We start from the raw sequence: 13509 nt of genomic DNA on the forward strand, positions 1-13509 counted from the left end.
TGAGGGTTTTTAATCCTATCTATTAATTAGTCTACGCGGAATTTAAAATGGATATTTTCCCTGTGCTATCATATAATCAGCAATCTCTCTTCTCAAGACTTTCGTATTGACCAGGTCAATTTTGGTGAATCGCTTCAATCCCATTAACATGACTTTTTGCTCGTCTCCTTTGGTAAATGAGGCAATTGCTTCTTTGGCAGCGGAGTTGATCTTTTCCACAGCTTCAAACAAGTAAATCTGCGACATGGAAATCTGATGTTTGCAGGCTTCTTCTCCTTTCAAGCTGACCAGTTTCTCTGATCTCAAAATCGCCGATTCCGCAGCATAGATTTCGATCATGATATCGGCTAGGTTCATCATGATTTCTTGTTCATCTTCGATTCTGTCCTGCAAGGCCATCGCTGCCTTGCCACCCACCATGAGAAACACTTTTTTGAGCTTTTTCAGTACTTCTTTTTCCGCTGCGAAAAGCTCCGATGTATCGATAGTTTCAAAAGAGGGAACAGATGTCAACTCATTGGAAACTGCCATAGCTGGCTCAAAAAGGTTGATTTCGCCTTTCATGGCTCTTTTCAGCACCATCCCAACCATCAGCATTCTGTTGATCTCATTGGTTCCTTCATAGATTCTGGAAATCCGCGCATCACGATAGGCTCTTTCCATGGGAGCGTCGGCAGAATAGCCCATTCCTCCATATACCTGCACACCTTCATCTACCACATAATCCAACACCTCAGAGCAATGTACTTTGGCCAGCGCTGCCTCGATGGCAAATTGCTCCAAAGCTTTCAATTTTGCCTCTGCGTCGGACATTCCTTCTGCCGCCAAACTGCTCATCTTGTCCTCTATATCCTGACCTGCACGATAGCAAAGCGATTCTGCCACAAATGATTTAGTGGCCATCTCGGCCAATTTATGTTTGATGGCTCCGAAAGAATTGATACTGACTCCAAACTGCTTTCTCTCGGTAGAATACTGAATGGCGTGTGAGGTCACTGTTCTGACTCCTCCCAAAACTCCAGCTCCTAGTTTGACCCTGCCAATATTCAAGATGTTTACTGCGATTTTGAATCCATTGCCACGCTCAGAAAGCATATTTTCCACCGGCACCTTGCAATCATTGAAAAAGACCTGACGAGTGGAAGATCCTTTGATCCCCATCTTTTTCTCTTCTTCATTCATGGTGATACCACCAAATGACTTTTCAACAATGAAAGCTGTCAGATTCTTGTCATCTTCAATCTTTGCGAAGACGATGAATAGATCCGCAAAGCCTGCATTGGAAATCCACATTTTCTGTCCATTGATCAGATAGTGCTTTCCATCTTCTGTCAAGTCGGCTTTTGTTTTTCCACTATTTGCATCCGATCCGGCATCCGGCTCAGTCAAGCAATAGCAAGCCGCCCACTCTCCTGTAGCCAATTTTGGAAGGTATTTTTGCTTCTGTGCTTCGGTACCATAGTAGAGAATTGGCAAAGTTCCGATCCCGGTATGTGCCCCATAGGTCGTAGAGAAAGATCCAGCCGCACCTATGATATCAGCAATCAACATGGAAGTATTAAAGCTCATCCCCATTCCGCCGTATTCCTCAGGAACGGAAATTCCCAAAAGCCCCAATTCACCTGCTTTTTTGAAAATCGATGGAACCAGATCCGGATTTTTCATACTGTCGATCTCTTCGATATTGGGAGTGATCTCCGTATCGATAAAATCCTGGCAGGCCTGAGCCATCATTTTTTGTTCTTCGGAAAACTGCTCAGGAATAAAGATCTCTTGAGCGTCCGTTTCTCTGATGAGGAATTCTCCTCCTTTTATGGTTTTGGATGTTATTGTTGACATGGTTTTTTATTAAGACTTTAGACTTAAGATGTAAGACATTAGATGTTAGATCGTTTCCTCATTATTCAGAATTCCTCATTCGAAATTCAACATTGAATGCCGAACTCTGAATATTAAATAATGAAGATTTAAAGCAGTTTATTTCAACAACTCGAAAACTCCTGCTACACCCTGACCTCCTCCTACACAGGCGGTTACCATTCCGTACTTTTCTTTCCTTCTTCTCATCTCATTGAAAAGCTGAACAGAAAGTTTGGCTCCTGTACAACCCAGTGGGTGACCTAATGCAACCGCTCCACCATTGACATTGACGATTTCCTCATCCATATCCAAGGCTTTGATCACTGCCAAGGCTTGAGCTGCAAATGCTTCATTCAATTCGATCAAACCGATGTCTGACAAATTCAAGCCTGCTTGTTTCAATGCTTTTGGCACAGCTTCTTTTGGACCAATACCCATAATCCGCGGATCAACTCCGGCGACAGAATAAGACATCATTCGAGCCATAGGATCCAGATTGAGTGACTTCATCAATCTCTCTGACATCACCACGACGAAGGATGCTCCATCGGAAGTCTGGGAGGAATTTCCAGCAGTCACTTGGCCTCCATTTTTAAAGGCCGGTCTCAAGCCAGACAAAACTTCCATACTGGTACCAGCACGAGGTCCCTCATCTGTATCCACTACAAATTTTCTGGTCTTCTTTTTTCCTTTCTCATCCAAATAAGTCTCTTCTACCTCTACAGGCACGATTTCATCTTTGAATTTCCCTTCTGCGATTGCTGCCAAAGCCCTTTCGTGTGATCTGACAGAAAATGCGTCGGATTGCTCTCTGGTGATATCATAATCTTTAGCTAGCTCCTCGGCAGTCAAGCCCATACTTAAGTAATAAGAAGGATGTTCCGTCGCAATTTTGTAATTGAGCACTGTCTTGTATCCCATCATCGGAACCAGAGACATGGATTCTGTGCCACCAGCGATGATGCAATCGGCCATTCCAGCCTTCACTTTCCCTACAGCCAATGCAATCGCTTCCAGTCCAGAACCACAGTAGCGGTTGATAATAAATCCGGGATTGTCCACACCCAATGCCAAAAGGGAAATCATTCTTCCCATTTGCATTCCTTGCTCGGCTTCGGGAACAGCATTGCCAACGATCAAATCGTCCACCATTCCAGCTTCCAGACCGGGAGTATTGGCAATCAAATGCTTGATCACATCGGTTGCCAAGTCATCTGGTCGATAAAATCTAAATCCACCTTTTTTGGCTTTTCCTACAGCCGATCTATATCCATTAATTATATATGCGTCCATGTTATGTTTGTTATTCGTTATTTGGGAATATTTTTAAGAATCAAGAGTCTAGAACCAAGATTTTAGAGAGTCAAGGATGATTTCAATCCTGTAATCATTTTTTGAATTTCAGCAATATCTGACTCTATCAAGTTTGCCTTTTCTGAAGAAATCAGATTCACTCTTTCAGCAATTATTAATTGAGTTTCCAATTCAAAGCTTTCTCCAAGACTAATTTCAAGAGAGTTTGAAAAGGATTTTGAAGAAGACTTTGCTGTTCCCTCAGCAATATTTGAAGGAATTGAAACTCCTGCTCTTCTCATCTGGGATGTTAATCCAAATTTTTCTTCAGAAGGAAAATCAGCAGTTGCCTGATAAATTTTTACAGCTAGATCAACTGATTTTTGCCAGACTTTTAAATTTTTAAAATTATGCATGGCTCTAAATTTTAGAATTTGTCTTGGTTCTTGATTCTAGTTTCTTGGCTCTTATTTCTTGATACTTACGTCTAGATACTTGATACTAATTTCTAAGCGGTTTTCCTTTGAACAAAATGCTGTGAATACGCTCCAGTGTTTTCTTTTCACCAGTAAGACTCAAGAAAGCTTCTCGCTCCAAATCCAATAGATACTGCTCGGATACCTCAGTCGGAGAAGACAAATCTCCACCTGACATGACATAGGCTAGTTTCCTTGCAATTTTCGCATCATGCTCAGAGATGTATGCACCATACTGCATCCCAGTAATCCCTGCATCGAATAATGCAAGAGACTGCTTACCCAAGACTTGAATATTAGTTTGTTGAGCTGGTTGCGTGTAGCCTTCTTGGGCCAGTGCCACCACTTTTTCTTTTGCTTCGGCGAGCTGTCTTTTACGATTGAGCGTGATGCCATCTTGAGCTCGGAGATAGCCGAGATTTTTGGCTTCTACAGCTGATGTCGATACTTTGGCCATGGCAATATTCAAAAATGTCTCTTGCAAGCGGTTCAGTTCGACATCTCCAGACACTACCGAATTAGCAAATCTCCGGGTCATTTCTTTTGTACCACCCCCAGCTGGAATCAAACCAACTCCTACTTCCACCAAACCCATGTAAAGTTCTGCGTGCGCCTGGATATGATCGGCATGTAGCGAAAGTTCACATCCGCCACCCAATGCCATATTATGAGGCGCTACCACCACTGGAATCGAGGAATACCTGGCCCTCATCATGGTATTTTGGAACTGGGCGATCATCAGATTGATCTCATCGAAATCCTGATCACCAGCAAACATGAATAGCATCGCCAGATTAGCTCCTGCGGAGAAATTGGCTCCGTCATTTCCGATCACCAAGCCTTTGTAAGATTTCTCAGCCATCCCGATGGCAGTATTGATTCCCTCGATGACTTCTTGACCCATGGAATTCATTTTGGTATGAAACTCCAAACCGATCACATCATCACCCAGGTCATAGACAGATGAACCTGTATTTCCCCATACTTTCTTGCCCGCAGCTTTGAGCGTATCCAAAATGATGAATTCTTCGATTCCAGGAATTTCCTTGTAGGATTTGGAAGGAATATCGTAGTAAAGTTTTTTCCCGCCTTCGACCTTGTAAAATGTATCATTTCCATTGTCGAGCATTTCCTGAACCCAATCCGCAGGCTTCAATCCCATGGAAACCATTTCTTTGATCGTCTCCCGCAGACCTAAAATATCCCAATTCTCAAATGGACCATATTCCCATCCAAAGCCTGCACAAACGGCTTGGTCTATACGATATAATTCATCTGAAATTTCAGGAATTCTAAAGGAACAATATCTGAACAGGTCGTAGAAAGTGGCCTTGTAAAACTCTCCGGCCTTGTCATTGAAATTGACCAGGAACTTGATTCTCTTTTTGAGATCTTCGATATCCTTGGAAGCTTCTAAAGCTTTGAATTTGGGCTTTTCTACATCCTTGTATTCAAACGTCTCAAAGTCGATTTCCTTCAGCTCTTTTCTACCGTCCTTGTGACGGATCATTTTGAAATAGCCCTGTCCGGTTTTATCCCCAAACCACTTATTGTTGTAGAGCACTTCGACGATTTTTGGAAGTTTGAAAACATCCCTTGATTCATCATGTGGAAGAGCTTTGTAAAGGTTATTGGCAACATTGATCGTGGTATCCAAACCGACCACATCCATGGTTCGGAAAGTCGCAGACTTCGCACGACCAATCACAGTTCCAGTCAGTTTATCCACCTCAGAAACTCCTAATCCCATTTTTTCAATGGTGTGCATGGCAGAGATGATGGCATAGACACCGATTCTATTGGCGATGAAAGCTGGCGTATCTTTGCAGAGTACGGTCTCTTTTCCCAAGAAAAGATCTCCATACTTCATCAAGAAGTCGATGATCTCTGGGTTAGTTTTTGGTCCGGGAATGATCTCCAAGAGTCTCAAATATCTCGGCGGATTGAAAAAGTGTGTTCCGGCAAAATTTTCCTGAAAATCATCACTTCTGCCTTCACACATCATGTGCATAGGAATCCCCGATGTATTGGATGTGATGAGCGTTCCCGGTTTTCGGTATTTCTCTACCTTCTCAAATAGCTGCTGCTTGATATCCAATCTTTCGACCACCACTTCTATGATCCAGTCATAGTCTTTGATCTTTGGCAAGTCATCATCAAAATTTCCGGTGCTGATCCGAGATGCAAAAGCTTTGTCATAGATCGCCGAAGGATTTGCTTTCAATGTACTCTGAAGAGCGGAATTGACGATTCTATTTCTTACAAGTGGATTTTCTTTCGTGAGGCCTTTTTTTTGCTCCTCTTCCGAAAGCTCAAAAGGCACAATGTCCAGTAAAAGCACCTGCACACCGATATTGGCAAAGTGGCAGGCAATTCTGGATCCCATTACTCCTGAGCCGAGAACGGCTACTTTTTTAATGGTTTTATTCATTTTTTTGGGTTTTTGGTAGTCTTTGACCTGAAAGCTGAGTCCAGGTTTTATAATTCATAAATGGGTTTGTTTACGTCCGTGCCGCTGAACTGGTCGATTACCATCTGTAATTTTTCAAATACAGAGAAAAATGTCTCCAAATCAGAAGACGGAATCACTTCACGGACTTGCTCATTGAAATCCATGATTGTCTTCACCGAGATGTCCTTCTTCTTTTTGCCTTCTTCGGTCAAAAATATCCGGACAGAACGCTTGTCCACCAAATCTGGCTTTTTGTAAATCAGTCCTTTTTCCTCCATGGTTTTGAGCATTCGGGTCAGACTTCTTGTTTCCAGTCCTATCATCGGTGCTATCTTGGTGGCAGGTGTACCCTCCTTGGAGTTGATATTGATCAATACAAATCCAATAGCTGTCGTAAATCCTTCCTCTGCGGCCTGCTGATTGTACATTCGCGAAATCGCATGCCAAGCACTTTTGATATGATAGTCTACAGTCTCTTCTCTCTTCATAGGTGATGCCATCTTTTGGGCTCACCTAATTTAAAAAATTTATGTATGCATGCATACTAATTAAAGTTAAAAATGATGCATGCATCACAAATTATGCTCGGAAAATCGATTTTTATAAAAATAAAATATTTATAAAGTACCGTAAAAATAAAATATTTGAAATAATATTTCTACAAGACACATATTTCAAAATTAAATATGGAATCTAATCTAAATGAAGAAATGACTACTTTTTGATTTGGATCAATCCACTCTAGCTCTGGTAGATAGCGGCAATTTCCTGAGCATATTTCTCATGGATTACTTTCCGCTTCAATTTCAAAGTAGGTGTCAATTCACCGGAATCAATGCCCCAAGAGCTAGGCAAAAGTCTAAACTGCTTGACCTGCTCCCATCTGCCAAAAAACTTATTGAAGCCATCGACTTCCATCTGATATTTCTCCAGAATGTCGGATCGCTTGATCATCTCTTCATCTGAAGTATAAGGTATGCCCTTCCTACTGCAATAATCTCTCAATCCATCAAAATTTGGGACAATCAGAGCGGCAGGATAGTTCTTTCCTTCTCCAACGACTATCAGCTGCTCAATCAGTACAGATTCCTTGAATTTGTTTTCCATCACTTGAGGAGCAATGTATTTGCCTCCAGAGGTCTTAAACATCTCCTTCTTACGATCGGTGATTTTCATAAATCTACCGTCAAGCTCACCGATATCGCCGGTATGAAACCAACCATCCTGTAAAACCTGATCGGTCAATTCCGGCTGTTTAAAATAACCAAGCATGACATTGGGACCTTTGACGAGGATCTCTCCATCGTCGGCTATTTTAACTTCTACATCATCCATAAGCTTGCCTACCCAGCCTATCCTGATTTCCTCATGGCTCGGTACGGAGGCAGTGACCACAGGAGAAGTTTCTGTGAGACCATATCCTTCACAGACTTTGATCTGGGCAGCCCAGAAGACTCTTGCCAGTCTTGGTTGCAAAGCAGAGGCACCACAGCTAATCTGAGTGATATTTCCCCCCAATGCTTCTCTCCATTTTGAGAAAATTAATTTGTTGGCTAGCTTCAGTTGAAAATCATACCAAGCACCCATATTTTGATTGGGTTCGTATTTCATTCCCAAATTTAGCGCCCAGAAAAACAGTTGTTTTTTGATACCAGTAAGCTCATATCCTTTGGCCACTATTTTATCATAGACCTTTTCCAAAAGTCTGGGCACTGTATTGAACATGTGAGGTTGTACCTCTTTGAGATTGTCAGCTATCTTGTCCATGCTTTCTGCATAGTAAATAGAGTATCCCAAGTAGAGAAAACAATAAAAACCGGTACGCTCATAGATATGACAAAGCGGAAGAAAACTCAAGGCTTTTGAGATACCAGGTTCAGGGACAAAATACTTCGATACGCTCAGGACGTTAGAGAGCACATTGTTATGGGACAGCATCACTCCCTTAGGCCTTCCGGTAGTACCAGAAGTGTAGATAATTGTGAAGAGGTCGTCTGGCTTTACTTTTTGCTTGCAAGTCTCCAATACGGCCAAATCTCCCGATTCACCTTTGTCCAAAACCTCTGTCCAATGCGCAACACCTTCTAAGGTATCAAAGGAAAAAATTTTCCTTTCTTCAGCCACTGCTGCAGCTTTTTGGTAAATCTGACTATCTCCTGCGAAAATATGGCTGATCTCAGCGTGGTCGAAGATATATGCATAGTCTTCACTAGAAATCGTCGGGTACATTGGTACAGAAATAGCCCCTATCTGCTGCAGTGCTAAATCCAAAAAATTCCATTCCGGTCTATTTTCTGAAATAATAGCTACTTTATCTCCAGACTGAATTCCTATAGCCAAAAGACCTAAACTAAGACTATCAGCTATTTTTTTGAGATTAAGGGAAGAATATGTTTTCCAGTTACCATTTTCTTTTCTTGCTAGAGAGATTTCTTTTTCAAAATTGGTGATTTGATAGGTGACCAAATCAAAAAGGCGAGTAGGGTTCATGTAGGTATCCTCTGGGTCTTCTTCTAATATAAGCAAAAATGGAAAGCATGTCCTTTCTTATCCACAGTTTCCACTACTCTATATTCTTATTAGATTCTTTTTTAAAAATTTCTTATTAAGGTTATTAAGGCTGTGGAAATGTGGGTAAGTAACTTTTTATTTTTCATCCACGAGTTCATCATATTTGTCCTTTGGTTATCTACGACTTATCCCCAGCTTATCCACTTATAGTTAGCTGTGTTTGAGTTACTTCTATTTTTGATGTGGAAAGTGTGGATTTCTAAAGGTCTTTTATTAGTGGTTAAGTAGCCTGTGGACATCTTGCTTTCGGACTGTTGACAAATTTGAGTTTATCCCCTGTTTTGCTTTTCACACTTTCTATTCGATGGTGGCTTGTGTATAAATGTGAGTTGAGCATACTTTATAAGTTCATTATCCACAGGTTTATTCTGGGTTTTCCACAGGTTTGAGTTGCTGTATTCCACTTGATTTGGAAGGGTAAATTATGATTCCTTCATTGACCCATCCTCCTCTGATGACGATGTCCTGACTTTCATTTTCTGGTGAATAGAAATAGTATACCTTTTCTGCTTGTCTATTTTCGAAGAAGTTTCCTGGATCCCATCGACGATTTCCATTCGAATCTTCAATTACTCGTATTTTATAGGTTCCTGCTTCTATCATTTCAAAGCGATATTCATTGCTTTGTTCCAAGTATTTCTCCCGCGCGATGTTTCCTTTGCTGTCGAGGAGCTGTACTATAAATGGACCTTCGGCATCTTGGATTGTTCCCTGTAGGAGATCTGCCAGTATTTCCGGTTTTATCTTTTTATAGTTTGCTGTGATCCTTGCACTATTGAATACCCCTTCTATGTCTTTAAAAGTAGAATCAGCTGCTGTTAGGACAAAGGTATCTATGGTTGTACTGTCAGGAAGTGGTACTTTGAATTCGAGAATTGTGCGCATGAGTGAATCCTTGAAATAATACATCTCTGGAGTTATCTGAATTCTATTGATGGTATCCAGAGGAATGTAGAGTGAATCTGTATTGATTTCACTGATTGGTTTGTTGAATGTCAAAGTCGCCGCTAAGGTATCTAGGAAGTTCTTTCCTGAATTGGATGTGACGGTGAGGTCTGCTGGTTTTCTTTCGTTTTCAGGGAATTTTGCCCAAATCAAAGTGTCTACTTGATTTCCAACAGAATCAATCAATTGCACATTGAATGACAGACTATCTTCTCTTACATGATCTGAGAATAATTTGATGCGTTTGTCTTCCTTAGTATAGAAAATTGAATTGCCCAGTTCTTCATTTTCTAGTTTGATTTCGATTGGATTTTTATTGAGTATCAAGTCATAGCTTCCATTGGAGTATGATGATCTTAAGAACCTTAAAGGAGTCAAATCTGCCATGGACAAGTTGAATTGAAGTCCTGAGACATTTTCATTGATCAACAATGTATCTAGGATAAAATCATGCTTTTCTGATTTGTATTCTGCTTTTAAGCTATTGTTGTCATCGTTCCAAGCATATGCTCTGTAGCTCCCGTTTTTGATGTTTGTGATTTTGAAGTTTCCTAATGAATCCACTTGCGAAATATAATACGGGGCTGCTGTAAATAAATCTGTAGTGTCTGATTCTGGATACAGACCTACTAATACATCTGTGTATTGTATTCGTCTATCTGGATAATAAAAATTGATTGATCCGGTTACTTCCAAACTGTCAATTGTCGGGCCTGTGGAGAAAACTAGTTTTAGGTTTTCTGCTGGGTTTCCTTCTGAAAAATCCTGTACAGATTTCTGAAAGTTGAAAACATAAGTAGTATTATCCTCCAGTTCTTGATTGAGCTTTATGTTTACTTCATTTTTTAGAGAGGTAGTTTCTATTTCATCCTTGTTCAGCCTTGGGGTGATGATGATGTTTTTGTTTGGGTTGTCAAGTTTGATATATTCATCAAATACTAAATAGATCTCTTCAGGCTTGATATTTAGACTTTGATCTTTGGGACTGGTTTCCAGGAGCACTGGTGGATCTTCGTCTCGTGGTCCGCCCTGTGGAGCACTTTGTTTTGCACAAGCAGTGATGAAAAGTATGCTGACTATAAAGATGGATGCAAAGGATTTCACTTCTTCTGTAGAATATAGAGGTTGCTTGAATAGATGCCACTCTTGCCAGCGGCTTGATTGGATTTATATCCTTGCATGATTGATTTCATGTAAGTGGATACAATTGAAGACTTAGGGTTTTGATATTTTTCAGATAAAAGTGAAACGTAATAACTGTCAAAGACCATTGGTTTTTTGTCCACTAATTGGAGATCGTACTTTTGCGCTAGATATTCTATGGATGCATCATTGAAATGGTATAAGTGTCTTGGCACGTCCCATCCAGCCCAATATGCTCCATAGTTTTTAGCATCTTGACTTTCATGATTTGGTACTGCTATTAGTATATAACCATTTGATAATAAGGATTTTATAATATATTTTAGTCCTTTTTTCAATGAATGTATATGCTCTAATACATGAAATAGAGTAATCACACCGAACTTTCCGTCTTCTTCTAGCTTATCTATGCTTTTAGATACTTTTATACCTAATTTTTCCTGTGCTTGATGACGAGCCTTTTTGTTGGGTTCTATTCCTTGGACTTGCCATCCTTGCTTTTGTAGATAAGATAAAAAATCTCCAGTTCCGCAACCGATATCTAATATGGAGTGGGACGAATTCAAAGAATCTACTAGCTTATATTTGTTTTTAATGGCTATTTTTCTGACTTGGCTATAGAGAAAGGATGTTAAGGATTTGTTCTCATTGCCATGGGAATAGTATTCTGGGAAGTCATAATATGGTTGGATAGCATCTTCGCTCGGTCGTGGATTTGTAAATACCAATTGGCATTGGGTACACTTGCAAAGGATGAAAGTTTCCTTGCTGACAGCATAGTCCGTTACTTCTATATGATTAAGAAAAAGCCCACTCTTGCAAAGTGGGCATTTCGTCAATCTCTCTTTCTGTTTATTTTCCAAGGTACACTGTCAATATGGATAGGTCAGCTGGTGACACACCACTGATGCGTGAAGCTTGGCCTAAGGTTTCGGGTCTTATTTTGTTTAATTTCTGCTTTCCTTCAGCAGAGAGTGCCGGAATAGCCAAATAGTCAAATTTGATAGGAATGCGGTAGTTTTCCATATTTGATAGTTTTTCTACCATTTGTTGTTCCTTTTCGAGATAGCTATCGTATTTGATTTGAATTTCGGCTTGTTCCAGGATTTCTTTTGGATAGTTATTCAAATAGATTTCTAAATCCTTGTCGAGGGTTTTTAGATCTAGTATTCCTACTTGTGGTCTTTTCAATAACTTTTCAACGCTTATCTTTTCTTTGATTTCTGCAGTCTGTATTGATTGAAGTGCCTCATTTACTTCATCAGGAGCTACTTTCTTTTGTTTAAGGTCATTGATCAGTTTCGCTGTCTGATCCCTCTTTGTATGCATTTTATCCAGTCTCTCATCACTAGCCAATCCTATTTGATGACCTAAATCGGTCAATCTCAAATCTGCATTGTCTTGTCTAAGAAGTAATCTGAATTCTGCACGGGAAGTAAACATTCGGTAAGGTTCTTCTGTGCCTTTATTAATGAGATCATCGATGAGTACACCGATATACGCATCTGATCTTTTGAGGATCAATGGGTCTTTTTCCTGTGTTTTGAGTGATGCATTGATGCCTGCAAGTAGACCTTGAGATGCAGCTTCTTCGTAACCCGTAGTGCCATTGATCTGACCAGCGAAGTAGAGGTTTTCTATAAGCTGAGTTTCTAGCGTCAGTTTGAGTTGTGTAGGTGGAAAATAATCATACTCTATTGCATAACCTGGTCTGAACATTTTAGCATTCTCAAACCCTGCTATTTTGCGCATAGCTTTGTATTGTACATCCTCTGGAAGTGACGTAGAAAATCCGTTGACATAGATTTCCACTGTATCCCACCCTTCTGGCTCTACAAAGATCTGATGCCTTTCTCGCTCAGCAAATCGATTGATTTTATCCTCAATAGAAGGGCAATATCGAGGTCCTAAACCTTGAATTCTTCCATTGAACATCGGTGATCTGTCAAACCCTGTCTCCAGTGTTTCATGAACATCCTTGTTAGTATAGGTGATCCAACAGGATCTTTGCTCTTTGAGTGGCTGTGTGGAATCTAAGTAGCTAAACTTCTGCGGGTTTTCATCACCATACTGGATTTCCATTTTGGAATAGTCTAGACTTCTTCCATCCACTCTTGGAGGCGTTCCGGTTTTCATTCTACCGGCTTCAAATCCCAGCGATACCAGCTGTTCGGTTATTCCTTTTGCTGCAGATTCTCCAGTTCGTCCTCCTCCAAATTGCTTTTCTCCTATATGTATGATACCATTTAAGAATGTACCATTCGTAAGAACCACTGAATTTGCTTCTATTTCTATCCCTATTGCTGTCCTTACTCCTGTTACTCTTCCGTCTTTTACTACGATGCCGGCAATCATTTCTTGCCAAAAATCAACATTCGGAGTTGACTCAAGAGCTAGACGCCATTCTTCAGCAAATCTCATTCGATCATTTTGGGATCTTGGGGACCACATAGCTGGACCTTTGGATCGATTGAGCATACGAAATTGAATCATTGATTTGTCAGAAATAATCCCTGACATACCTCCTAGTGCATCAATTTCTCGTACGATTTGCCCTTTAGCTACACCTCCCATAGCGGGATTGCAAGACATTTGTGCAATGGTATTCATGTTCATGGTACACAATAGTACACTTGAACCCATCTTAGCCGCGGCATGAGCAGCTTCACAGCCCGCATGTCCTGCACCTACTACTATGACATCATATTTTGGAAACATGATCTTTTGTGTTACTGTTCCACGTGAAACGTGTGTTGGAACTTCTTAGAT

Annotated in this window: 9 protein-coding genes; all 9 read right to left on the reverse strand. The window is 40.6% G+C overall.

Annotation, left to right across the window (positions count from 1 at the left end):
• Positions 1-42 precede the first annotated feature (42 nt).
• Positions 43-1839 carry an acyl-CoA dehydrogenase family protein gene (locus G460_RS0114145; protein WP_026955976.1) on the reverse strand — a complete coding sequence of 599 codons (1797 nt, stop codon included), beginning with the start codon at positions 1837-1839 and terminating at the stop codon, positions 43-45.
• Positions 1840-1977: 138 nt separating this feature from the next.
• Positions 1978-3153 carry a thiolase family protein gene (locus G460_RS0114150; RefSeq protein ID WP_026955977.1) on the reverse strand — a complete coding sequence of 392 codons (1176 nt, stop codon included), beginning with the start codon at positions 3151-3153 and terminating at the stop codon, positions 1978-1980.
• Positions 3154-3215: 62 nt separating this feature from the next.
• Positions 3216-3569 carry a four helix bundle protein gene (locus tag G460_RS0114155; RefSeq protein ID WP_026955978.1) on the reverse strand — a complete coding sequence of 118 codons (354 nt, stop codon included), beginning with the start codon at positions 3567-3569 and terminating at the stop codon, positions 3216-3218.
• 85 nt (positions 3570-3654) lie between these two features.
• Positions 3655-6060, reverse strand: coding sequence for a 3-hydroxyacyl-CoA dehydrogenase/enoyl-CoA hydratase family protein (locus G460_RS0114160; protein ID WP_026955979.1), 2406 nt, complete (start codon positions 6058-6060; stop codon positions 3655-3657).
• Between the two features lie 47 nt (positions 6061-6107).
• A complete protein-coding gene (locus G460_RS0114165) occupies positions 6108-6569 on the reverse strand; it encodes a MarR family winged helix-turn-helix transcriptional regulator (RefSeq protein WP_026955980.1) in 462 nt (153 codons plus the stop codon).
• A 253-nt stretch (positions 6570-6822) separates the two neighbouring features.
• Entirely contained in the window at positions 6823-8571 is a 1749-nt protein-coding gene (locus tag G460_RS0114175) for an AMP-dependent synthetase/ligase (RefSeq protein WP_026955981.1), read from the reverse strand.
• 444 nt (positions 8572-9015) lie between these two features.
• The gene (locus G460_RS0114180; RefSeq protein WP_026955982.1) at positions 9016-10701 is read right to left on the reverse strand and encodes an Ig-like domain-containing domain; all 1686 of its coding nucleotides are present in this window, start codon (positions 10699-10701) and stop codon (positions 9016-9018) included.
• Positions 10698-11603 (reverse strand): class I SAM-dependent methyltransferase, encoded by a 906-nt coding sequence (locus tag G460_RS0114185; RefSeq protein ID WP_026955983.1) that lies wholly within the window; start codon positions 11601-11603, stop codon positions 10698-10700. The genes G460_RS0114180 and G460_RS0114185 overlap by 4 nt, the downstream gene beginning before the upstream one ends.
• Entirely contained in the window at positions 11593-13458 is a 1866-nt protein-coding gene (mnmG, locus tag G460_RS0114190; RefSeq protein WP_026955984.1) for a tRNA uridine-5-carboxymethylaminomethyl(34) synthesis enzyme MnmG, read from the reverse strand. The genes G460_RS0114185 and mnmG overlap by 11 nt, the downstream gene beginning before the upstream one ends.
• Positions 13459-13509 lie beyond the last annotated feature (51 nt).

The sequence above is a fragment of the Algoriphagus vanfongensis DSM 17529 genome (genome assembly GCF_000429465.1).
In the GTDB taxonomy this organism is placed as follows: domain Bacteria; phylum Bacteroidota; class Bacteroidia; order Cytophagales; family Cyclobacteriaceae; genus Algoriphagus; species Algoriphagus vanfongensis.

Bases quoted from the DNA above. Each gene is read 5' to 3' on its own strand.
- G460_RS0114155 (WP_026955978.1), bottom strand. From the start codon at position 3,569: ATGCATAATTTTAAAAATTTAAAAGTCTGGCAAAAATCAGTTGATCTA.
- G460_RS0114175 (WP_026955981.1), bottom strand. From the start codon at position 8,571: ATGAACCCTACTCGCCTTTTTGATTTGGTCACCTATCAAATCACCAAT.
- G460_RS0114165 (WP_026955980.1), bottom strand. From the start codon at position 6,569: ATGAAGAGAGAAGAGACTGTAGACTATCATATCAAAAGTGCTTGGCAT.
- G460_RS0114160 (WP_026955979.1), bottom strand. From the start codon at position 6,060: ATGAATAAAACCATTAAAAAAGTAGCCGTTCTCGGCTCAGGAGTAATG.
- mnmG (WP_026955984.1), bottom strand. From the start codon at position 13,458: ATGTTTCCAAAATATGATGTCATAGTAGTAGGTGCAGGACATGCGGGC.
- G460_RS0114145 (WP_026955976.1), bottom strand. From the start codon at position 1,839: ATGTCAACAATAACATCCAAAACCATAAAAGGAGGAGAATTCCTCATC.
- G460_RS0114150 (WP_026955977.1), bottom strand. From the start codon at position 3,153: ATGGACGCATATATAATTAATGGATATAGATCGGCTGTAGGAAAAGCC.